Source organism: Burkholderia sp. MSh2, assembly GCF_000731655.1.
Classification (GTDB): domain Bacteria; phylum Pseudomonadota; class Gammaproteobacteria; order Burkholderiales; family Burkholderiaceae; genus Burkholderia; species Burkholderia paludis.
Window position 1 is genome coordinate 138,156 of record NZ_JPGM01000005.1, and the last position, 23,130, is coordinate 161,285.

Annotated in this window: 17 protein-coding genes; 12 read left to right on the top strand and 5 right to left on the bottom strand. The window is 70.1% G+C overall.

Going from position 1 to position 23,130, the window contains the following annotated elements:
• The first annotated feature begins 28 nt into the window (after positions 1–28).
• From GQ57_RS04180 to GQ57_RS04195, 4 genes are all read left to right on the top strand, one after another.
• Complete coding sequence (locus GQ57_RS04180) at positions 29–1,768, top strand: ABC transporter ATP-binding protein/permease (RefSeq protein ID WP_052001063.1); 1,740 nt, start codon at positions 29–31, stop codon at positions 1,766–1,768.
• Positions 1,765–3,549 carry an ABC transporter ATP-binding protein gene (locus GQ57_RS04185; RefSeq protein ID WP_034197152.1) on the top strand — a complete coding sequence of 595 codons (1,785 nt, stop codon included), beginning with the start codon at positions 1,765–1,767 and terminating at the stop codon, positions 3,547–3,549. Before GQ57_RS04180 ends, GQ57_RS04185 begins: the two co-directional genes overlap by 4 nt.
• A 203-nt stretch (positions 3,550–3,752) precedes the next feature.
• A complete protein-coding gene (locus GQ57_RS04190; protein ID WP_063934551.1) occupies positions 3,753–5,999 on the top strand; it encodes a TonB-dependent receptor in 2,247 nt (748 codons plus the stop codon).
• 11 nt (positions 6,000–6,010) lie between these two features.
• Positions 6,011–7,276, top strand: a complete 1,266-nt coding sequence (locus GQ57_RS04195) for an MFS transporter (RefSeq protein WP_034197153.1) — start codon at positions 6,011–6,013, stop codon at positions 7,274–7,276.
• Between the two features lie 45 nt (positions 7,277–7,321).
• On the opposite strand, the gene GQ57_RS04200 is transcribed toward GQ57_RS04195, so the two are convergent.
• Genes GQ57_RS04200 through GQ57_RS04215 form a run of 4 tightly spaced genes read right to left on the bottom strand, consistent with a single transcriptional unit; the run spans position 7,322 to position 10,935 of the window.
• Positions 7,322–7,918 (bottom strand): peroxidase-related enzyme, encoded by a 597-nt coding sequence (locus GQ57_RS04200; RefSeq protein ID WP_034197154.1) that lies wholly within the window; start codon positions 7,916–7,918, stop codon positions 7,322–7,324.
• Positions 7,915–8,445, bottom strand: coding sequence for a CMD domain-containing protein (locus GQ57_RS04205; RefSeq protein WP_034197220.1), 531 nt, complete (start codon positions 8,443–8,445; stop codon positions 7,915–7,917). The genes GQ57_RS04200 and GQ57_RS04205 overlap by 4 nt, the downstream gene beginning before the upstream one ends.
• A 46-nt stretch (positions 8,446–8,491) precedes the next feature.
• Positions 8,492–9,916, bottom strand: coding sequence for an NAD(P)-binding domain-containing protein (locus GQ57_RS04210; RefSeq protein ID WP_034197221.1), 1,425 nt, complete (start codon positions 9,914–9,916; stop codon positions 8,492–8,494).
• Positions 9,917–9,921: 5 nt separating this feature from the next.
• Positions 9,922–10,935, bottom strand: coding sequence for a LysR family transcriptional regulator (locus tag GQ57_RS04215; RefSeq protein WP_034197222.1), 1,014 nt, complete (start codon positions 10,933–10,935; stop codon positions 9,922–9,924).
• Positions 10,936–11,289: 354 nt separating this feature from the next.
• Here GQ57_RS04215 and GQ57_RS04220 point away from each other — a divergent pair, with 354 nt between their 5' ends.
• The 4 genes from GQ57_RS04220 to GQ57_RS04235 are packed head-to-tail and all read left to right on the top strand — an operon-like array spanning position 11,290 to position 15,958.
• Positions 11,290–12,483, top strand: coding sequence for an ABC transporter substrate-binding protein (locus tag GQ57_RS04220; RefSeq protein ID WP_034197155.1), 1,194 nt, complete (start codon positions 11,290–11,292; stop codon positions 12,481–12,483).
• A 36-nt stretch (positions 12,484–12,519) separates the two neighbouring features.
• The gene (locus tag GQ57_RS04225; protein ID WP_034197156.1) at positions 12,520–14,331 is read left to right on the top strand and encodes an ABC transporter permease; all 1,812 of its coding nucleotides are present in this window, start codon (positions 12,520–12,522) and stop codon (positions 14,329–14,331) included.
• Between the two features lie 11 nt (positions 14,332–14,342).
• Positions 14,343–15,200 carry an ABC transporter ATP-binding protein gene (locus tag GQ57_RS04230; protein ID WP_031398234.1) on the top strand — a complete coding sequence of 286 codons (858 nt, stop codon included), beginning with the start codon at positions 14,343–14,345 and terminating at the stop codon, positions 15,198–15,200.
• Positions 15,197–15,958, top strand: coding sequence for an ABC transporter ATP-binding protein (locus GQ57_RS04235; protein ID WP_031398233.1), 762 nt, complete (start codon positions 15,197–15,199; stop codon positions 15,956–15,958). Before GQ57_RS04230 ends, GQ57_RS04235 begins: the two co-directional genes overlap by 4 nt.
• A gap of 57 nt (positions 15,959–16,015) precedes the next feature.
• Here the strand turns inward: GQ57_RS04235 and GQ57_RS04240 are convergent, their stop codons facing one another.
• Positions 16,016–16,636, bottom strand: a complete 621-nt coding sequence (locus tag GQ57_RS04240; protein WP_031398232.1) for a TetR/AcrR family transcriptional regulator — start codon at positions 16,634–16,636, stop codon at positions 16,016–16,018.
• Positions 16,637–16,898: 262 nt separating this feature from the next.
• Here GQ57_RS04240 and GQ57_RS04245 point away from each other — a divergent pair, with 262 nt between their 5' ends.
• The 4 genes from GQ57_RS04245 (at position 16,899) to GQ57_RS04260 (ending at position 23,068) form a co-directional block, all read left to right on the top strand.
• Positions 16,899–19,070 (top strand): beta-glucosidase family protein, encoded by a 2,172-nt coding sequence (locus tag GQ57_RS04245; protein WP_200880649.1) that lies wholly within the window; start codon positions 16,899–16,901, stop codon positions 19,068–19,070.
• Positions 19,071–19,102: 32 nt separating this feature from the next.
• Positions 19,103–20,350, top strand: a complete 1,248-nt coding sequence (locus tag GQ57_RS04250) for an MFS transporter (protein WP_034197157.1) — start codon at positions 19,103–19,105, stop codon at positions 20,348–20,350.
• Between the two features lie 31 nt (positions 20,351–20,381).
• Positions 20,382–21,869 (top strand): sulfatase-like hydrolase/transferase, encoded by a 1,488-nt coding sequence (locus GQ57_RS04255; RefSeq protein WP_034197158.1) that lies wholly within the window; start codon positions 20,382–20,384, stop codon positions 21,867–21,869.
• A 161-nt stretch (positions 21,870–22,030) separates the two neighbouring features.
• Positions 22,031–23,068, top strand: coding sequence for a porin (locus GQ57_RS04260; protein WP_031398228.1), 1,038 nt, complete (start codon positions 22,031–22,033; stop codon positions 23,066–23,068).
• The last annotated feature ends 62 nt before the right edge of the window (positions 23,069–23,130 follow it).

Sequence of the window (23,130 nt, forward strand, 5' to 3'; positions counted from 1 at the left end):
ATAAGGTATCCATATTAAGGAGAATCAGATGCAACCTCAGTTGTGGCGGCTCGCGGGAGTCGTTTATGCCGATATCGCGGCGAGCGTCGCAATCGGGCTGGCCGTTACCGCATGCCACGCGGCCCAGGCACTGTGCCTCGCGTTCGGGATCGTGGCCGTGCTGTCCGGCACGCCGCCGTCTGGCGTGTTCGGTTGGGCGCTTGGTTTCGCGCTGTTCGCGCTCGTGCGGATCGCGCTGATGTGGGCCGGTGAAGTTGCCGCGCTGCGCACCGCGAGCCGCACCAAGGCGCGGCTGCGCGCGCGGTTGCTGCCGCAGGCGCTGGCGCTCGGCGCGGACGGCGGCGCGGGCCGCACCGCCGAACTGCAGAACACCATCGTCGGCGGTGTCGAAGCGCTCGAGACGTATTACGGTCGCTACATCCCGGCCGTCTGCGTCGCGCTCGTCGGCTGTACCGGCGTGATCGGCGTCGTCGCGTGGCTCGATCCGCTGTCTGCCGGCGTGCTCGCCGTCTGCGTGCTGGCGGTGCCCGTGGTCGATCGTGTGTGGCTGCGGCTGTGCCGGCCGAAGGCATCGGGGCTGATGGCATCGATGGGGCGTTTCGGTGCGACGATGCTCGACAGCCTGCAGGGCATCGTCACGCTGAAGGCGTTCGACGTGGCCGGTACGCGCCGCGCGGCACTGGTTGCCGCGGCGGCCGAATTGCGCCGCGAGGCGATGGGGATTCTTTACGCCACGCTGATGCGCAATGGCGTGACGGGCCTGTTCGGGCTCGGCTGCATCGCGCTGATCGCGGCGCTCAACGCGTCGCGCGCGGCGTCGGGTGCGCTGCCAGCGACGACCGCGCTGATCACGCTGTTTCTGGCGCGCGAGGCGTTCCGGCCGGTCGACCGGCTCGACAAGACGTTCCACATCGCGTGGGGCGCCGCGAGCGCGGCCGCGCCGGTCGCTGCGCTGCTCGATGCCGAACCGCCGGTGCGCGAGCCTGCGTCGCCGCGCGCGCCGGGTGCGCGCTCCGACATTGCATTCGACGACGTGACGTTCGCATGGCCGGGCAGCGATCGCCCCGCACTCGAGCGCGTATCGCTCGCGGTCGGCGAGCGCGAATTCGTCGGCGTCGTCGGACCGTCGGGGGCCGGCAAGTCGACACTCGGTGCGTTGCTGATGCGGATGGCCGATCCGCAGCGCGGCGCCGTGCGGATCGGCGGCATCGACCTGCGCGATCTGCCGCTGGCGGAGATGCGTGCGCAGGTCAGCGCGGTGTTTCAGGACATCGTGCTGTTTCACGGCAGCATCGAGGACAACCTGCGGTTCGCGCGTCCCGACGCGGACGCGCAAGCGATCCGCGACGCGGCGCGCGTCGCGCACATCCACGATTTCATCGAAAGCCTGCCGCGTGGCTATGCGACCGCGGTCGGCGAACGCGGCGCGCAACTGTCGGGCGGCCAGCGACAGCGGCTCGCGATCGCACGTGCGTGGCTGAAGGGCGCGCCGGTCCTGCTGCTCGACGAGGCGACCTCGAATGTCGATCCGGCGAGCGAGCAGGCGATCCAGGCGTCGATCGAGGCGTTCGCCGGACAGCACGCGCTCGTCGTGATCGCGCATCGCCTCGCGACGGTGCGGCACGCGGACCGGATCGTCGTCGTCGATGACGGCCGGATCGTCGAGGAAGGCAATCACGACGCATTGACGGCGCGCGGCGGACTGTATGCGCGTCTGCTGGCCGCACAGGATGCACACGCCGGCGCATCGCAGGAGAAAACCGCATGAGCACGACCTCGACAACGATCCGCGATCGAGCGGCGGCGCCGCGCGACGACGCGCCGCGCACGCGCAGCGGATGGGCGGACCTGATGCGGCTCGCCGGCGGGCAGGAACGGCTGATGGTGCTGACGATCGTCGCGACGGTTCTTGCACAGGGCGGGATGGTCGCGACGCTCGCGACCTGTGCGTGGCTGGTCGGGGTGGCGGTCACCGGCGGGGCCGTCGCGCAGTGGCAGCCCGGCCTGTGGGTGCTTGCCGCGGCGGTGGTCGCGGGCGCGGGCGGTCGCTGGTGGCAGGCGCACGTATCGCACGAATTCGCGTTCGCGCTGATCGAGACGATGCAGATCGGCATCTACGACGGGCTCGACCGCGCGGCGCCGGGTTCCGTAGCCGGGCGCCGCACGGGCGAGCTCGCGGCGACGGCGACGCGCGACGCGCAGGCAATGGAACATTTCTTCGCGCACACGCTTGCCGACGCGATCGCGGCGGGCGTCGTACCGCTGCTGGCGCTCGTGGTGCTCGCGTTCGTGCAGCCGTGGTTGACGCTTGCGCTGCTGCCGTTCCTGCCGCTGCTCGCCTCGGTGCCGTTCTGGCTCGGCGATCGTGCGCACCGCCAGGGCCGCAAGCTCGCGGCAGCGGCTGCGCGGCTCGATGCCGACGTGATTGAAGGGATCCAGGGGCGCAAGGAGATTGCGCTGTTCGGCCAGGCAGGCGCGTGGCTCGACCGCGTCGCGTCGCGCGTGGCCGAGATGGAGAACGAACAGCGCCGCTACGGCGTGCGTGTGGGGCTCGAGCAGGCCGCGATCGAACTGCTGCAGGCGTGTGCGTTGCTCGCCGCGCTCCTGGCCGGCGCGGTGCTGGTCCAGAACGGGCTGCTCGCCGGCGCGTTGCTGCCGTGCGCGGTCGTGCTGGTTGGCGCCGCGTTGATCCCGCTTGCCGAAGTCGCGCAGGCCGCGCGCAAGCTCGGCGAGCTGAAGGCCGGTGCGGAGCGCATTCTCGCGATTCAGCGGCAGCCCGTGCAGATCGTCGACCACGGCAGCGCGGAGCCGGGCGACGCGACGGTCCGCTTCGAGCAGGCCGGGTTCGCGTACGACGGCGCGCACGCGCCGGCGCTGAGCGGTGTCGATCTCGATGTGAAGCCGGCCGAGACGGTCGCGCTCGTCGGTGCGTCGGGCGCGGGCAAGAGCACGTGTGTGAGCCTGCTGCTGCGCTTCCGGGACGTACAGTCGGGACGGGTGACGCTCGGTGGTGTCGACGTGCGCGACATCCCGGTCGCGCGGCTGCGGCAGCTCGTGTCGGTGGTGCCGCAGGATGTGTACCTGTTCGACGATTCCATCGCGAACAACATCCGCCTCGGGCGGCCGGACGCGAGCGACGCGGACATCGAGCAGGCCGCGCGCGATGCGCAGGCTCACGACTTCATCGCCGCGTTGCCGAACGGTTATGACACGCGCTGCGGCGAGCGCGGCGCGCGACTGTCAGGCGGCCAGCGACAGCGGATCGCGATCGCGCGCGCGCTGTTGCGCGACAGCCCCGTGCTCGTGCTCGATGAAGCGTCGTCGAGCCTCGACACTGAAAGCGAGCGCGCGTTCCACGACGCGCTCGCGCGGCTGCGCCGGCGTCGCACGGTGCTGATGATCGCGCACCGGCCGTCGACGATCCGCCAGGCTGACCGCATCGTCGTGCTCGATGAAGGCCGCGTCGTCGAGCAGGGCACGCACGCCGAACTCGTCGCGCGCCACGGACGCTATGCGCGCCTGATTGCCCGCGATGCCGGGCACGCGTGAATCTCATCACCCATTGCAACCACCACGCTTCACGGGGTTCGCGGCGAGGCCGTTGCCGGTCCGTCGCGGACGGAGCATCAGCAGAGGAAGGCTTCATGAATCGTCGTTGCAGTCGCACCGCCCGGACTCGCCGGGCGACTTCTCGTATCGCTTCGCCGGATCGATTCGCCGGTCATTCCGGCCATTCACGGAACGTTTCACCGATGGGCGTCGCAGAATCCACCGATGCCGGGTTACGCATCAAGGTCTCGTCGATTGTGCCGCTGTCGCTTGCGCTGGCTGCCGCGTTGGCGCCGACGCCAGCCGCGCACGCAGCTGAAACAGCGACGCCGGCGGCGGCCCGGTCGTCTGCTTCCGCTTCGTCCGATGCGGTCGACGGCTCGCAGCTCGAAGCGGTGACGATCACCGCGCGCCGTCACAGCGAATCGCGACAGAAGGTGCCGGTCAGCGTGACGGCCGTGAGCGGTGCGGATCTCGCGGTCGATGCAGCGCCGTCGGCCGGCAATGCGGGCCTGGCGCGCTCGGTGCCGAATCTCGCGTTCGCGGATATCGGCGCGACCTATGCGAACGTGTTCAGCATCCGCGGCGTCGGCTCCTTCATGCCGCTCGCAGCCGACGACGAATCGGTCGTGATGTACGTGAACGACGTGCCGCGCGCGACCACCGGGGCGCCGCCGACCTTCATGGACGTCGACCGCGTCGAGGTGCTGCGCGGCCCGCAGGGCACGCTGTTCGGCCGCAATACGCAGGGCGGCGCGATCAACGTGATCACGAAGCAGCCGACCTTCAAGCGGGAATTCTCGGCCACCGCGGAAGCCGGCACGCACGGTCGCTGGCTCGGCGAGGTGATTGGCAACGGGGCGGTGTCGGACGATGTCGCCGCGCGCGTCGCGGTGCGGATGTCGAATCTGAACGGCAACGTGCCGAACCTCGCGACGGGCGGCACCGACGGGCGCGTGAAGATCGGCGCCGCGCGCGGCACGGTGCTGTGGGTGATCGACGACCATACGTCGGTCACTGTGTCGGGTTTCGTCGACCAGACCGAGACCACCGCGCCGCGCTTCGTGCTGTTGCAGAATCCCGCGTTCCCGCAGGTCGAGCTGAATCCGTCCACGTTCAGCCGCTGGCGCGACGCGGGCGGCAGCGTGCGGGTCGACCGCGAGTTCGAGCGCTTCAAGTTCACGTCGCTGACGAGCTACCAGGATTCGCGCAACGTCCAGCAGTTCGACCTGACCGACGGGCTCATCTATTCGGCACTGTCGAAGCGGCCGGCGACCGTGTTCGACGTGCCGGGCGCGGACTACACCGAGATGCATTTCGGCGAAACGACGTTCCAGCAGGAGATGCGGCTGAATTCGCGCGACGACAGCCCCGTGATGTGGACGGCCGGGCTCAACTATTTCCATTCGCGCTTTACGAACGACTCGTCGGCGATTGCGTCGCCGGCCGCGTTCAATTTCGTGACGACGCAGAACGGTCAGCAGCACAACCGCATCAATACCGACAGCGTGTCGCTGTTCGGCGAGGCGAGCTGGCCGCTCACGGCCCGGCTGAAGGCGATCACGGGCGTGCGCGCGACCTACGAACGCAAGGACGCGCGCTATGCGTTCGACGGCAACGGCAATCCGAAGGTCGTGAGCCGATTCCGCGAGGAAGACAGCCTGAGCGACACGTTCGTCACCGGCCGCGCCGGCCTGACGTTCGACTGGACCGATACGCTGATGACCTACGCGACCGTGTCGCGTGGCGAGGCGTCGGCCGGGTTCCCGGCCGTGACCGTGAACGGGCCGCAAGGCCGGCGCGAGTCGTCGTTTCCGGCGTCGACGAGCTGGACCTACGAGCTTGGCTTCAAGTCGCTGTGGCTCGACCGGCGGCTCAGCGTCGACGGTTCGGTGTTCTACAACGACGTGAAGAACGGCCACCTCGTCGCGTTCTTCCCGTCGAACGGGTTGTTCATGCCCGCGTCGCTCGACTACCGGACCTACGGCGCGGAGCTCGAACTCGGCGCGAAGGTATCGCGCTACGTGCGGTTGACGGCAGGGCTCGGTTATACGCAGGGCGAACTGCGCGCGGTGCCCGCCGGCGATGTGACGGGCGCGCGGTCGGGCAACCGGCTGCCGAACGTGCCGCGCACGACGGCCAGCCTCGGCGTGCATGGAGAACTGCCCGGCGGCACGGTTGGCATGCCGGGACGCTTCAACGCGGACGCGGCGTGGCAATTCGTCGGCTCGCGCGCGGTCGACGTACGCAACAGCTTCAATCTCGCCGCGTACAGCGTGGTCAACCTGCGGGTCGGCTGGACGTACCGGAACTGGACGCTGTACGGGTTCGCAGAGAACCTGCTCGACCGTCGCTACGTCGTCGCGGGGCAGAGCTGGGCGCCGGGCGTCGGATCGGTGCGCGTCGGGCAGCCGCGCGTCGTCGGCATCGGCATCACGACGAAGCTTTGACAGGAGATCACATGAGCGAACCGCTTCATCTCGCCGGCGATCGATCGCCGGCCGTTGCGCAGGGGCCCGGCATCGCGCGTGTGCTCACGGTCGTCGCGATTCTCTACGCCGCGATCGGCAGCGTGCTCGGCTTCGTGCAGGGCGGCCTCGGGCCGATCCTGCGCGCTCAAGGCGTGGCGCTGGCGTCGCTGCAATGGGTCTATGCGCTGTACCTGCCTTTCGGCGTCGCGTTCCTGTGGGCGCCGTGGCTCGACGCGCGGCGGCTGCCCCGGCTCGGGCACCGGACGGGCTGGATCGTCGCGGCGCAGGGCGTCGCGGTCGCCGCGACGCTCGGCATCGCCGCGTTGCCGGGCGCGCCCGTCGCGAGGTTGTTCGCGCTCGGGCTCGTCGCGACGGCGGCCGTCGCGACGATGGACCTGTCGCTCGACGCGTTGACGGTCGAGCAGACGCCGCCATCGGGCCGTACGCTCGTTGCGGCCGCGAAGATGGGCGGGATGGCGTTCGGCCTGCTGCTGGGCGGCGGCGTGCTCTTGTGGGCGTATCCGTCGGCCGGCTGGCGGCTCACGTTCGTGCTGCTGGCCGCGATCCTTGCCGTGTCGCTGCTGCCGGTCACGCTGCTGGTCGCGGCCGATCGCGCGGCGCCGCGCATCGCGAACCGGTCGCTGCCGGGATGGCGCAATGCACTGAGCGACGCGCCGATGCGGGCGCGACTGCTTGCGACGATCGCTCTGACAGTGATGTTGATGTTGCTGTTCAACTTCAACCGGCTGCTGCTGGTCGATCTCGGCCTGCCGCTGCAGCGGATCGGTGCGCTGCTCGGCACGCTCGTGCCGGCAGCGAACCTTGCGGCGGCGGTAGCGACCGGCTGGGCCGCGCGTCGCTGGCGGCCCGCCGCGATCTGCGCGACGGGCGCCGTGGCCTGCATCGCGAGCGTTACCGTGCTGGCGGTCGCCGCCATGCGTGGCGACGCTGCGCTGGCCACGACGGGAGCGGTGCTGGTCGGCGCGGCCAGCGCCTGGACCTTCATCGGCATGGGCGGTGCGATCCTCGGCTGGGCGGCCGGCCGCCAGCCGGCGACCGTCTATGCACTGTTCTACGGCAGCGGGCGGCTGGTCGGCACGTTCGGATTGCTCGGGATGCCGAGACTGATCGCGTCGGTGGGCTGGCCGGCGTTCTATGCTGGCGCGGGCATCGCGTTCGGGCTGGCGGCGGCGGTGTTTCTCGCGTTGCTGGTGCGCGGCGGCACGGTGCCGACGGAGCCGGGCCGCGCGGCGTGAAGGTCGGCCCCGGGCGGACGCGGCGCGGCGAATGTCGCGCCGCGCTTACGCAGATCGATCTCCCTCTCCCGGAAACACCGGCTCCCCCAGCGTCAACATCAACCGGTTCGCCCACGCGAAGATCGCGACCGCGTGCGACAGGTCGAGAATTTCCTCATGCGTGAGCCCTTCGGCCTCGAGCGCGGCGATGGCGCTCGCATCGACCGTATCGGGCCGCTCGGTCAGCACGATCGCATAGCGCACGATCGCGCGTTCGCGTGCCGTCGTGCCGGCCGTCGCCGGATCGTCGAACACCTGCTCGATCGCATCGGTGCGTTTCGCGAGCTGCGCGAAGCGCTGCGCATGAACCGACGCGCAATACACGCAGCCGTTCACGCGCGACACGGCCGTGCTGGCCAGTTCGCGTTCCGCGCGAGACAGCCCGCCCGGGCCGTACATGATCGCGTTGAACACGCCCGAGCGCTGCCGCAGGATCTCGGGCAGGTGGACGAGCAGCAGGTAGTAGTCGGACGTCTTCGCCTGCGGGTGGCTCGCTTCGAGCACCGCAAGCTGCTCGGGCGTCGCGGCGTCGAGCGGCACCGTGTCGAGCCAGGCGCGCCAGCCGAGCGTGTCGGACGTGAAGCCGTGGGCGGCGGTCGTCATGCGGCCTCCTGCGCGGCACGCGCCTGAAGTGCCTGCGCGGCAGCCGCGACGCGCAACTGGTACGCGACGAACGCGACGAGCTGCGACAGCGCGACGATCGCGGGCGTCGTGAGGCCGGCCGACTTCAGGGCGTCGAGATCGGCCGCGCGTGCGTCGACGGGCGACCGCGCCAGCAGCCGCGCATGCGCGAGGATCGCGCCGACGCGCGGGGCGAGCGCGTCGAACGCCTCGGCGTCCGCGCTGGCGATGTCCTCGGCGCCGCCGCCGGCGTCGAGCAGCCGGGCGCGATACGTCTCGGCCAGCGCGTGCGCGTTCGATTGGCGCGCGACCAGGCGCGCCGCATGCAGCCTTTCGATCAGCGAGAGATCGGGCAGCGCGGGATCGAACAGCGCGGCTTCGCTCAGCTGCGTATGGCGCAGCACCTTGTCGCGCGCGCGGCGCAGCACGGCTATCGCGTCGCCGCCGTGCAGGCCGGCCACCGCGTCGATCGTATCCGGCACGGCGGCCGGCGTAATGGGTTCAGTCATCGTTTCGGATTCCCTTCGTTCGTCAATGTCGTCGCTGGACGCGCGTTCATGCGTCGGCGTCATGCCATTCGTCGCCTTGCAGTTCGGCGTTCGCATACGCGACGAGTGCGTCGTAATGGCGGTCGCGATCGGCGTCGAACAGCCGGCTCGCGATGCCGCGCGCCAGCCGCTTCGCCCCCGCGCTGATCGCCGGGATGTCGCCGGACAGCTTGCCCTGGCTCAGGCTCGCCGCGTGGTTGAAGCAGTGGATGCGCGTGACGGCCGGGCACGCGCCGGGCTCGCGTTCCTGGAACGCGAACGCGGGGCCGAGGTCGGGCGACTCGGCGAGCTCGTCGAGCCATGCGCCGGGCGCCGGCCGGTAGCGATCCTTCCAGCGCCGCACGTGCGTGCCGAACGACGCGAATTCCGCGCGCGTCGTCCAGTCCGAATGGAAGCCCGTCGCGAAGATCAGGAAGTCGACGGTGTAGCGCCCGCGGGGCGTCGTCACGTCGAGGCCGTCCGCGTGGCCGGCGAGCGTCTCGATCGGGCTGCCCGCGTGAAAGTGCGCTTGCGCGTGGCGCGACACGCGCAGCACGCTGTCGCGCGGCGGCGGCGTCTGCGACGTCAGCGCGTAGTGCATGAAACGCCACTTCGTCGCGTCGTCGAGATCGGCGTAGCCGTGCACGAGGCCCGGGCTGCCGATGCCGGTCAGCTTGTTGATGCGCGGAATGTCGGCGCGGCGGAAGAACAGGTCGACGCGCGCGGCGCCGGCCTCGAGCGCGGCGCCCGCGTTGTCGAACGCGGAAGCGCCCGCGCCGACCACGCCGACCCGCTTGCCCGCGAGCGCCGCGAAATCGATCGGCTCGGACGAATGGGCCCAGCGTGCGCGCGGCGCGCGTTGCGCGACGGGTGGCACGTACGGGCCGCCGAGCCCGTCGCGGCCGGTCGCGAGCACGACATGGCGCGCGAGCAGCGTCCGCGCTTCGCCGTTGGCGCGCACGTCGAGCGCGAGCAGGCCGTCGGCGCGCGGGCGCAGCGCGGCAAGCGTGGTGTCGTTGCACACCTGCAGGTCGAGCACGCGCCGGTACCAGCGCAGGTAGTCCATCCATTGCGTGCGCGGGATCTTGTAGAGCGCGTCCCACGCGTCGCGGCCGTATTGGGCCTCGAACCATGCGCGGAACGTCAGCGCGGGCAGGCCGAGCGCGGGGCCGGCGAGCTGCTTCGGCGAACGCAGCGTTTCCATCCGCGCGAACGTGACCCACGGGCCTTCGTAGCCGGCCGGCGCGCGGTCGATCACGCACTGGTTGTCGATGCCGAGCAGGCGCAGTTCGGCGGACGCCGCGAGCCCCGCCATCCCGCCGCCGACGATCGCGACGTCGAGCACGCGCATGCCGTCGGCTTCCTGCGGCGGCACCCACGACGGCGCGGGCAGGTCGAGCCAGCGCAGGTCCTGCGCGAGCCGCGCTTCGAGCGCCGGGAGTGCGTCGGGCATCGTCGTCATGCAGCCTCCTGGCGGGCGCGGCGGGTCCGCGCGGCGCGAGGCGGGCGCGGCGTGCGCTCGCTGCGCAGCCGGTCGCCGCGCAGCAGCGCATCGTGCGCGGCGGCCTCGTGAAAGATCACGTCGTCGAGCAGCGCGCGCGTCGTGCGCCGCAGCGCGTCGAGCAGCGCATCGACGGCCGCGGTGCGGGCCTTGCCGGCCGGCGTCGCCACGCCGAACGCGAACGGGATGTCGACGTCGAGCGGACGCGCGACGACGCCGTCCACCGGCAGCGCGACGCCCGTGGCCGGATCGACGATGCCGATTCCGACGCCCGCGCGGGCGGCCATCACCGCGTTCAGCGACGCATTGGTCTCGATGAATACGCGCGCCTTGATTCGCGCCGCCGCGAATGCCGCATCGATCCGCTGGCGCAGCCGGTGGCGGTTCGCGACCGTCACGATGCGGCGTTGCTCGAGATCGCGCAGCGCGATGCGCGGCTTCGACGCGAGCGGATCGCCGGCGGGCAGCACGGCGACGCACGGCGTCTGCGCGATCCAGTGCACGTCGAGCCCCGCATGCGCCATCGGCAGCGTGACGACGCCGACGTCGGCCGTGCCGGCCAGCACTTCGTGGACGACATGCTCGGCCGATTCGCTGCGCAACTGGTAGTGCGGCGCGTGCGCGTCGTCGGGCAGCGCGGCGAGCGCGGCCGGCACGAGCGTGGCCGCGAGCGACGGCGTGGCCGCGATCCGCACGGGCTCGGCCGTTTCGACGCCGAGCGCGCGGGCCCGCGCCTCGATCGCGCGCAGGCCGACGAGCGAGCGCTCGACTTCCTCGTAAAGCAGGAACGCGCGCCGCGTCGGCGTGACGCGCGGGCCGTTCCGGTCGAACAGCGCGTAGCCGAGATCGGCTTCGAGCTCCTGGATCTGCCGCGTGACGGCCGGCTGCGAGCGGCCGAGCAGTTCGCCCGCGCCGGTCACGCTGCCGGCCGACATGACCGCGGAAAAGGCTTCGAGTTGGTGCAGCTCCATGACACGTTCCGATGATGCGATTTGCGCATTGTAGAAGTGCGAGCATGCGTAATTCATATAATGATTTTTGCTATCGACAGCGCGAAAACTGCGAAGCGCGCGCCCGGGGCGCGCGTCGGCGGCGGGCGCCCGTGCCGCGGCGTCGCGCGATGCCGCGCGGAAAACACCAATCGAATCAACGCGATGCGCTATCGGCGCGGCGCCGCACGATGCGCGGCAGTCGCCGGGCCTTGCGCAGGCGCGATCGGCTTCGCGCCGCACGCGATATCGATATGCGCAAAACTTCGTTGGATCGCCCTGAACCGGGTGGTTACATGCCCTCACTCTTTTCGATCGACTGAAGGTGGGGGCGGCATGAAGGTTTCGGGGAACGACGCACGCGGCGCATGGCGGCGCGTGCTGGGCACGGTGGCGGCGCTCGCGGCCGCATGGGGCTTGTCGGCGGGCGGTGCGCTCGCGGCGGGCGTGTCGGGCGAGCCGGTGGTGGTCGGCGTGAGCGGGCCGCTCACGGGGCAGGACGCGCAATACGGCGAGCAATGGAAGCGCGGCTTCGATCTCGCGCTCGACGAGATCAACGGCAGCGGCGGCATTCACGGCCGGCCGCTCGCGGTCGACTTCCAGGACAGCCGCAGCGATCCGCGCCAGGCGGTCGCGATCGCGCAGAAGTTCGTCGCCGATCCGCGCGTCGTGATCGAGCTCGGCGATTTCTCGAGCGCGACGTCGATGGCCGCGTCGCCGATCTACCAGCGCGGGCAACTGCTCCAGTTCGGCTTCACGAACTCGCATCCGGATTTCACGAAAGGCGGCGACTACCTGTGGAGCACCGCGCTGAGCCAGGCCGAGGAGCAGCCGCTGCTCGCGCGCTACGCGGTGAAGGAACTCGGCTTCAAGCGGATCGCGGTGCTGTACCTGAACACCGACTGGGGCCGCACCAGCAAGGACATCTTCGCGAAGGCGGTGACCGGGCTCGGCGCGCAGGTCGTCGCGGCCGAAGGCTATCAGCCGGCGGAGAAGGATTTCCGCTCGACGCTCGTGCGCATCGGCGAATCGAAGCCCGATTCGATCGTGCTGATCTCGTACTACGCGGACGGCGCACAGATCGTGCGGCAGGCGCGCACGTCGGGTGTCGCGCTGCCGATCGCGGCGGTCGGTTCCGTGTATTCGCCGAAGTTCATCGAGCTGGGCGGCGCGGCCGTCGACGGCGTCTATACCGAATCGAACTTCTTCCCGGCCGAGCCGCGCCCCGAGGTGCAGGCGTTCGTGCAGCGCTATCGCGCGAAATTCCACGCCGATCCCGATTCGTTCGTCGCACGGGCGTACGACGCGCTGATCCTGTCGGCCGAGGTGCTGCGCCGCTACGGCACGACGCGCCAGGCCGCGCACGACGGCTTCGCGAAAGTGAGCGACGTGCCGAGCGTGATCTTCGGCAAGGTGCGCTTCGATCCGCAGACGCGCCGCGTCGCGGGCGCGCGCACCGTGTATCTGGTCGTGAAGCAGGGGCAGTGGGCGCTGTGGGACGGCGCGAAGCCCCAGCTCGCCGCGCGCTGATTCCGGATTCCACAGGCAAGTGATGGACGCATCGTGATGGCATCCTGGATCGACTACACGCTCAACGGCCTCATCGTCGGCAACATCTACGCGCTGCTCGCGGTCGGGCTCGCGCTGATCTTCGGCGTGTCGCACCTGATCAACTTCGCGCACGGCTCGGTGTACATGGTCGGCGCATTCATCGGCTGGCTGTGCCTGACGCGCTTCGGGCTGCCGCTGCCGGTCGCGCTCGCGGCGGTCGTGGCCGGCTGCGGTGCGCTCGGCATCGCGATCGAGCGGATCGGGCTGCGGCCGCTGCGCCACGCCGCGCGGATCGCGCCGCTGCTCGCGACGATCGGCATCAGCTTCATCCTCGACCAGCTCGCGCAGCTCGCGTTCGGCGCGGACCCGCGCGCGGTGCCGACGCCGCTGCCCGACTGGCACCTGCGGATCGCCGGCGCGACGCTCGGCTCGCTCGACCTGCTGATCGCGGGCATCGGCATCGCGGCGGCCGCGCTGCTGTACGGCTTCCTGCGCTTCACGCGGCTCGGCTGGGCCGTGCGCGCGACCGCGCAGGATCGCGACGCGGCGCTGCAGATGGGCGTCGACGTCGACCGCGTGAACCAGACGGTGTTCGCGATCGCGTGCGCGCTCGGCGGCGTGAGCGGGCTGCTGGTCGGCATGTACTACAACAGCATCGACCCGGCGATGGGCTTCCAGGCGACGCTGAAGGGCGTCGTCGCGCTGCTGATCGGCGGGCTCGGCAACGTGCCGGGCGCGATCGCGGGCAGCCTGCTGCTCGGTCTCGTCGAAAGCTACGGCGTCGCGCTGTTCGGCACCAGCTACCGCGACCTGTTCGCGTTCGGACTGCTGATCGTGTTCCTCGTGTGGCGGCCCAACGGCCTGTTCAGCGCGAACCGCGCGCTGCCGCCCGAGCCGATGACGGGCACCTTCCTCGCGGCCGCGAAAGCCGTGCGCGTGCCGCGCCCGGCGCTCGTCGCGCTGATCCTGGCGGCCGCCGCGCTGCCGTGGCTCGGCGCATCGCCGTACGTGCTGCAGACGCTCACCAACGCGTGGCTGTACGGCCTGCTCGCGGTGAGCCTCACGCTCGTCGCGGGCACGGTCGGGCAGATCTCGCTCGGCCACGCGGCGCTGCTCGTGATCGGCGCGTACGCGTCGGCGCTGCTGTCGTCGGATCTCGGCTGGTCGCCGGCCGTGACGATCCCGTGCGCGGGCGCGATCACGGCCGTGCTCGGCACGCTGCTCGTCTATCCGGCCTTCCGGCTGCGGGGGCACTACGTGTCGATCGCGACGCTCGGCATCGGCGAGGTGGTGAGCCTCGTGATCCTGAACTGGGACGGCCTCACGCGCGGCCCGCTCGGCATCACCGGCATCGCGCCGCTGCCGTGGGCGACGAGCGCGCAGGCCGCGTACTGGTTCACGTTCGCGGTGCTCGTCGCGTTCGCGCTGGTGCAGGTGCGGCTGCTGCGCTCGCATCTCGGCCGCACGCTGCGCGCGGTGCGCGAGGACGACGTCGCCGCACGCGCGCACGGCATCGCGCCGAACCGCTACAAGGCGATCGCGTTCGCGGTCGGCGGCGTCGCGGCCGGCGTGAGCGGCGGCATCGCCGCGCACCTGTACAGCTACATCAATCACCAGACCTTCGACTCGCAGGTGTCGATCCTCGCGCTGACGATGGTGATCCTCGGCGGGCTCGGCAACGTGCTCGGCGGCATCGCCGGCGCGGTCGCGCTGATCGGGCTGCCCGAGCTGTTCCGCTGGGCGGCCGACTACCGGATGCTGATCTACGGCGTCGTGCTGCTGCTGCTCGTCCGGTTCCGGCCGCAGGGCCTGCTCGGCACCGTGTGAGGAGACAGACGATGACGACCCCTCGACCCTTGCTCGACGTGCAGGGCCTGACGCGCCGCTTCGACGGCGTGACCGCGCTCGACGGCGCGAGCCTGACGCTCGCCGACGGCGAACTGCTGAGCGTGATCGGCCCGAACGGCGCCGGCAAGTCCACGCTGTTCAACCTGATCGCGGGCGCCGACCGGCCCGACGCCGGCCGCGTGACGTTCGACGGCCGCGACATCACGGGCACCGCGCCCGAACGGCTCGCGGCGCTGGGCATCGCGCGCACGTTCCAGCACGGCCGCGTGTTCGGCAACCTGAGCGTGCTCGACAACGTGCTGATCGGCGCACATGCGCGGCTGCGCGCGGCGCGGCCCGGCTGGCCCGTGCTCGGCGCGGCCGCCGAGGTGCTGCGCGCGCTCGTGCGGCCCGCGTCGGTGCGCCGCGAGGAGGCGGCGCTGCGCGACGAGGCGCGCGCGATCGTCGCCGGGTTCGGCGAACGGCTCACGCCGCGCATCGATCATCCGGCGCACAGCCTGTCGTATGCGAACCGGCGGCGCGTGGAGATCGGCCGTGCGCTCGCGCTGCATCCGCGGCTGCTGCTGCTCGACGAACCGACGGCCGGGATGAACGAAACGGAAACGGCGGAGATGCTGCTGCTGATCCAGTCGCTGAAGGCGCGCGGCCTCACGATCCTGCTGATCGAGCACAAGCTCGAACTCGTGATGCGCGTGTCCGACCGCGTGATGGTGCTCGACAACGGCGTGAAGATCGCCGAAGGCGCGCCGCGCGACGTGCGGCACGATCCGCGCGTGATCGAGGCGTACCTCGGCCGCCGCCATGCGGGCGGCGCCGACGCGCCGCACCCCGCGCAGGCGGTCGCATGACCGCGCTTTCTTCCGGACCCGACACGACCATGACCGACGCGCTGCTGAAACTCGAACACCTCGACACGTTCTACGGGCCGGTGCAGGTGCATTTCGACGTGAATTTCGAAGTCGGCCGCGGGCAGATCGTCAGCCTGCTCGGCGGCAACGCGAGCGGCAAGTCGACGACGATGAAGCTGATTCTCGGGTTGATGCGGCCGAAGCGCGGCGTCGTGCGCTTCGACGGCGACGACGTGACGGCGCTCGCGACGCCGCAGCGCGTGCGGCGCGGGATCGCGGCCGTGCCCGAGGCGCGGCGGCTGTTCGGCGACATGAGCGTGCGCGAGAACCTGCTGATGGGTGCCTACACGCGCGGCGACCGCACGGCGGTGGCGGAGGACTACGCGCGCGTGCTCGACCTGTTTCCGCGGGTGCGGGAGCGGCTCGCGCAGCGTGCGGGCACGCTGTCGGGCGGCGAGCAGCAGATGCTGGCGATGGCGCGCGCGCTGATGGCGCGGCCGAAGCTGATCTGCATGGACGAGCCGACGATGGGGCTGTCGCCGCTCTACGTCGACAAGGTGCTCGAGCTGATCGACGCGATCAACAGGCAGGGCGTGACGGTGTTCATGGTGGAGCAGAACGCGAGCCTCGCGCTGGAGATCGCGCATTACGGCTACGTGCTGCAGACCGGGCGCGTCGTGCTCGAAGGGCCGGCGCAGGCGCTGCTCGCGGACGAACGGATCAGGGATGCGTATCTCGGCGGCGAGGTCGCGGCGTAGCCGCGCGCACCGGGCGAGGGCGCCGGCGCGGCGCGGTCGCGCCGCGCACCCGACGTTTCAACGGAAGATGAACGCGACGACGGCGTCGCAATGCGCGTCGATCGCCCGCTCGTCGAGCGCGTCGATGCCGTGCGCGTAGCGCATTTCGGCCGTCAGCAGATAGGGCACCTGCGCGATCGCGGTAATCATGTACAGCAGCACGACCGGGTCGATCCGCGCGAGCCCGTCGGTCGTCTCGCTGACCAGGCGGATCAGCGGCACCGAGCGATCGTGGCGCGGCCGCACGAAGGTTTCCGCCATCCACTTCAGGCGTTCCGAATCGCGGTTGGCCTCCTGCATCATCAGCCGCGCATGCTCGGGATGCGCGGCGCAATAGCGCACGTAGTTGCGGATGTACTGCTTGACGGCGTCGATCGAGAACGTGTCCGACGCCGGGTCCGGCAGCGCGACCCCCTCCATGAACCGGTCGAACAGCTGCGTCACGCTGGCGCGCCACAGGTTCTCCTTGTTGCCGAAGTAGTAGCGGATCATCGCGTGGTTCACGCCGGCCGCGTCCGCGATGTCGCGCACGCTGACCGCGTCGAAACCGCGGGTCGAGAACTGTTCGAGCGCGATGCCCAGAATTTCCGAACGGGTCTGTTCGCCGCGCTCCTGCTGCGCCTGCCGGGCAATCTGCATGTGTCCTGTCCTTGATCGAATCCCCGGATTGTGCCGTCCGTCCGGGCCGGCCGCAACGGGCCGGCCCGGCCCGACGCGGTGCGCCCGCGCGATGCCGCAGCCCGCACGGGTCGGGGAAAACCCCGCCGCCATTAGAGCGGTCACACGCTTGACACGCAGGTTCAAAACAATAATTATCCACTCGGATAATTATTCGGCGGCACCCGCTCGGCATGGCGATGCGAGCGCGGTGCCTGCCGGTCCCGTTCATTCGACGCCACGCATGATGAAACCCACGACCCATCTGCAGCATCCCCTCGAATCCTCCGAGCCGGCCGGCCCGTACATGGCGCCGGCGGATTGTCCCGACGCCCGCGCGCGGGAAACCGAAGCCCGCATGACCGACGACGAGCGCTTTTCGCTGCTCTACAGCCTGATGGTGCGGGTCTTTGGCCGTACCGGCCGCGAGCCGCGCGTGCCGGCCGACCTGCCGGTCATCGCCGGCTACGTCCCCGGCGTGCCGCGCCTCGGCGTGCCGGCGCTGAAGCTGGCCGACGCGAGCCTCGGCCTGCGCCATACCGAAACCGCCGACGAGCGCGCGACCGCGTTCCCGGCCGCGCTGGCGCTCGGCGCGACCTTCGATCCCGCGCTGGCGTGCCGCATGGGCGCGGCGATCGGCAGGGAGGCGCGCGCTCGCGGCTTCAACGTCGCGCTGGGCGGCGGCATCAACCTGGTGCGCGACGTGCGCAACGGCCGCAACTTCGAATACGTGTCGGAAGATCCGCTGCTGTCCGGGCGGATCGGTGGCAGCGTGGTGGCCGGCACGCAGCGCGAGGGCGTGGTCGCGCTGCTCAAGCACCTGTCGCTCAACGCGAGCGAGACCGACAAGTTCTTCCTGAACGCCGTGATCGATCCGGACGCGCATCGCGAGAGCGACCTGCTCGCGTTCCAGATCGCGATCGAGGCGGGCGCGCCCGGCGCGCTGATGGCCGCCTACAACCAGGTCAACGGCGCGTATGCGAGCGGCAACCGGCCGCTGCTGCAGGACATCGTCAAGGACGCGATGGGCTTCAAGGGCTGGATCATGTCGGACTGGCGCTCGGTGTACGGCTGGGAATCCGCGCTCGCGGGCCTCGACCAGCATTCGGGCGCGCAGCTCGACGAGGCCGAGTGGTTCAACGGGCCGCTGCGGCGCGCGTACGACGAAGGCAAGGTGCCGCCGGCGCGCATCGGCGAGATGGTGACGCGCATCCTGCGATCCTGCTACGCGGTCGGCATCGATCGCGCGCGCCCGCCGGAGCCGGTCGATTTCGCCGCGCACGACGCGATCGCGCTGCAGATCGCCCGCGAGGGCATCGTGCTGCTGAAGAACGACCGGCAGGTGCTGCCGCTCCTGCCGGCGGTGCGCCGCGTCGCGGTGATCGGCGGCTTCGCGCAGGCGGGCGTGCTGTCCGGTTCGGGTTCCAGCCAGGTGATGCCGCACGGCGGCTATGCGGCGGTCGTGCCGATGCGCAGCCATCCGCTGCTCGGGCCGACCGCGATGTGCATCGGCGGCGGGTCGCCGCTCGCGGCGCTGCGGGCGCAGTTGCCGGACGCGATCGTCGAATACGACAGCGGCGCGCACGTCGCGGACGCCGTCGCGCTCGCGCGCCGCGCCGACGTCGTGATCGTCAACGCGATCCGTCACGAGGGCGAACGCTTCGATTGCCCCGACATGACGCTGCCGTTCGGCCAGGATGCGCTGATCGACGCGGTGGCGCGCGCGAACCCCGATACGGTGGTCGTGCTGCAGACCGGCAACCCGGTCGCGATGCCATGGAGCGGCGATGTCGCGGCGATCGTGCAGGCGTGGTATCCGGGGCAGGCGGGCGCGCAGGCGATCGCGGAGATCCTGACGGGGCGCGTCAATCCGTCGGGCCGCCTGCCGGTCACGTTTCCGGCCGACGTCGCGCACACGCCGCATCCGGCGCTGCCGGGCGCCGACGTCGAACTCGGCACGCCGATCGACGTGCACTACCACGAGGGCGCGGACGTCGGCTATCGCTGGTTCGCCAGGACGGGGCGGACGCCGCGCTTCGCTTTCGGCTTCGGGCTGAGCTATACGCGCTTCGCGTACGACGACCTGCGGCTCGACGGCGGCGACACGGTGACGGCGCGCTTCACGGTGACCAACACCGGCGCGCGCGACGGCGACGACGTGCCGCAGCTCTACCTGACGAATGCCTGCGGCGAGCCGCGCGTGCGGCTGCTCGGGTTCGAGCGCGTGACGTTGCGCGCGGGCGAATCCATCCGCGTGGCGCTGAGCGTCGATCCGCGCCTGCTGGCCCGGTTCGACGGATCGGCCGGACAGTGGCGGATCGCGGCCGGCGCGTATCGCATCGCGCTGGCGCGCGCGGCGACCGATCACGCGATCGCGGGGTCGGTGCAGCTCGACGGGCGGGTGTTCGGGCGCTGAGCGGGCGGCGGCGCATGATGAATGGAGGGGATATGGACGAATTGATCTATGTATCGGCCCGTAAAACGGCCAACCGGTATCTCGGCGTGACGCTGACCGTCGCCTTCGTCGGCGTCTGGCTGGCGATGTTGCCGTATCCGATGATGATCCTGCCGATGCTGGCGGAACGCATCTCGCCGACCGACAAGGCAACCGTGCTGGCGCGGGCGCTCGGCATCGGCTCGTTCATCGGCCTGGTCGCGCAGCCGATATTCGGCGTGCTGAGCGATCACACGCGCTCGCGCTGGGGCATGCGCAAGCCGTGGATCCTGGGCGGCATGCTGGGCGGGCTCGGCGCGATGGCCGTCATGGCGACCGCGCGCACGCCCGCGCAGCTCGCGCTCGGATGGGGGCTGATGGCGTTGACCTTCAATTCGATCTTGAGCGGCCTGAACGCGGTGCTTCCGGATCAGGTCCGCTCCGAGAAGCTCGGCTTCTATTCGTCGATCGTCGGATTCACGCCGCCGATCGGCATTCTCCTGGGCGTCGGCATTGCGAGGCAACTGGCCCCCGATCTCGTGTCGATCGCGCTGGTGCAGGGGGCGATCGCGCTGGTGGCGGTCACCTGCTTCGTCGTGTTCGCCAACGACCGGCAACTGGATGTCCGCCAGGTGAAACCGCTGCAGTGGCGGCAACTGGCGGCGAGTTTCTGGACCAATCCGGTCAGGCATCCCGACTTCGCGATCGCGTGGCTGTCGCGTGCGCTGGTGCTGTTCGGCGTCAGCAGCTTGCAGTATTACCTGCTGTTCTATCTGCGGGACCGGATCGGCCTGTCGACGAAGGAGACGCCGCACGCGATGTTCATGTGCCTGCTGGTGGCCACGACGGCCATGACGGCCAGTGCGCTGGTGTTCGGGCGGCTGTCGGACCGGTTGCGGCGCCGCAAGGTCTTCGTGATCGGGGCCGGCATCGGGATGGCGCTCGGGTTTCCGGTGCTCCTGTACTGCGCGACGTTTTCGCAGTTGCTGGCCGTGATCGCGTGGATGGGCGTGGCGCAGGGCGCGTATCTCGCCGTCGACCTTGCGCTGGTGACGGAAGTGCTGCCCGACCGCAATGCGGCGGCAAAGGACATGGGCGTGTTCCATCTCGCGAACGTCGTGCCGCAGCTTTCCCTTTCCCTTCTCGCGACCTGGCTGACGATGCCGGGCGGCGCCATCCGCTTCGACGCGCTGTTCCTCGCGGCGGGTTGCTCGACGCTGCTCGGCGGGATCGTCATCGCCGCGATCAGGTCGGTTCGCTGACATCGACTCGTATTTTGCCAACGGATATCTCATGACCACGAAGCCCAATTTCGTCATCATCGTCGCGGACCAGTTGCGCGCCGATTGCGTTCACGCGGTTGATCCCGCGACGCCCGTCCGCACGCCGAACCTGGATCGGCTCGCCGCCGGCGGCGTTGCGTTCACGCAGGCGTTCGGACAACACAGTGTCTGCTCGCCGTCGCGCGTGTCGTTCCTGTCGGGACAGTATCCGCACGTGGCCGGGCATCGCACGCTCGGTTACCTGCTGGGGCCGGACGAGCCGAATTTCCTGCGCGTCTTCAAGGAGAACGGCTATCACGTGGCGATGGCCGGCGGTCGCGGCGATTCGTTCGCGCCCGGCGCGACCGAACGTTCGGCGCATGAGTATGGCTTCCTGCCGGAAGAGACGCGGCGCAGCGCGGCGGAATTCCTGCAGAGCAAGGCGAAAGGGGACCCCGCGGACCCGATGGTGCGCGCGTTCTATCGGGGGCAGCGTTCGCAGGAGCAGGCCGCCATCGAATACGACGAGGTGGTGATCCGCACGGCGGAGCATTGGCTCGCCGCCCCGCCGCGCGAACCGTGGGTGCTGTATGTTCCGCTGTTTGCGCCGCATCCGCCGTTCGAGGCGGAGGAGCCGTGGTTTTCGATGTACGACCGCGCGGCGGTGCCGGAGCGTGCGGTCGGACATGGCCGGATGCCCGCTTACGTCGAGGCGCTGGCCCGCGCGCATGGATGGGACCGTCTGACCGACGCGCAATGGCGGGAACTGCGCGCCGTGTACTACGGCATGGTGTCGAGACTGGATCACCACGTCGGCCGCGTGATGGAGGCGGCCGGCCGCGCCACCGAGCCGGGGCGCCTGGTCACCACGTTCTTTTCGGATCACGGCGAATACATCGGGGATTTCGGGCTCGCGGAGAAGTGGCCGTCGGGCGTGCACGAATGCCTGCTGCGCAATCCGCTCATCGTCTCCGGCGCGTCCGGGCCGGACGTGGCCGGCACGACCTCGAGCGCGATGGTCGAGATGATCGACGTGTTTCCCACGCTGCTGGAGCTGGCCGGCCTGGAGGCGACGCATGCGCACTACGGGAAAAGCTTCGCGCACTGCCTCCTGGCGGCAGGGGAGGCGCACCGTGAGCAGGTGTTCAGCGAGGGCGGCTTCCTGACCCGGGAAGTCGACCATTTCGAGCAGGCCGGCTTTCCGTACGACATCAAGGCGAAGCTGCAAAGCGGGCAGCCGGAGACGGTGGGCAAGGCCGCGGTCATCCGGACGCCGGAGTGGACGTATGTGTGGCGCCTCTACGAGGCGCCCGAGCTGTATCGGCGCGCGACCGATCCGGGCGAGACGACGAACCTGGCCGGCAGGCCGGAATTTGCCGACGTCGAGGCCGGGTTGCTGGAGCGCCTGTTGCGCTGGCAAGTCGAAACGGCCGACGTCCTGCCCGCCGCGAAAGGCTCTCGCTTTCCGCCGGTCGACTTGCCGCGCCCCGGCGAGTGGCGTGCGCAGGAAGATCGATAGGCAGTAACCGGGCGCGCAGGCGGTACGTCAGGTACGCCTTCGCGCCCGGCCCGTACAGGAGCTCGGAGAAGCCCCGTTCGATGTTGTCTGTTTTAGCGTGGAATTTAATAAGGAATATTAATTATTGAAGGGGAAGCGTGGTGAGGAGACTGACATTAGGCATGGTTGCGCTGGTGATTGGCGGAGGTGCGCACGCGCAGTCGAGCGTGACGCTGTTCGGCACGCTCGGCGGCGGCGTTCGATGGACCGATGGCGGGAAGGGCGGGCAGCAGGTCGGCTTCGACAACAATCCGATTGCGGGCAACACCCTCGGTTTCACGGGCAAGGAGGACCTGGGCGGCGGAGTGAGGGCCGTCTTCATGCTGCAGAGCGGCTTCAATCTGGGCACCGGTGCGTTGAAATCGTCGAATACGCTTTTCTCGCAGCGGGCGTACGTCGGGCTGGAGGGGGGATTCGGCCGGCTGACGCTTGGACGCCAGCTGAACGCCGCCGAAGATATCGGCGTTCAACTCGATCCGAACCAGGCGAATGGCTCGACGCTTGCGATGACGCCCGGCATTGTCTGGGGCGGCAATTTCTTTACGCTCGATGCCCGTTTCAACAATACGGTCAAGTACGTCGGCCGGCTCGGCGGCTTCACGCTGAGAGCCAGTTATTCGCCGGGAGGCGTGGCAGGCGACTGGCACACGGGTACGAATCTGGCCGCCGGCGCCAGCTATCAGTTCCGCTCGCTGCTGCTCGCGGCCGCGTACCAGAAGACCTACAGCGCCACCACCAACCAGTGGGCGCAAACCGCAATGGGCGGCGCGACGTGGCAGCTCGGGCCGACGCGGCTGTACCTGAACTACAGCGCGCTGGCGGTCTCCGCGGCGAGCGCGGCCGGCAGCAAGCGGCGCGACAACATTCCCGGGGTCGGCATCGTCTACCAGATCACGCCGACGTTGCAGTTCACCGGCGCCACCTATTACGACATGGCCAGCAACCTGCAAAACGTTGCCGGGGCGGATGGCCGGAAGACAAGCTCGTACGCGATGCTCGAGTACTTCCTGTCGAAGCGGTCGGAACTCTATGTGGAGTTCGACCGGAACGGCTTCTCTGGGGCCTACAAGAAGGATCCGACGAACGTGTCGGCACTGAACCTGCGTCCCGACGGGCGCACCGTGAGCGGGGTGTCGATCGGCGTCATGACGCAGTTTTAGAGGTACGGCCCATGGCATCGCGGCGCACGACGCGAGGCGATGCCGGGGGAACAACGGGAGAA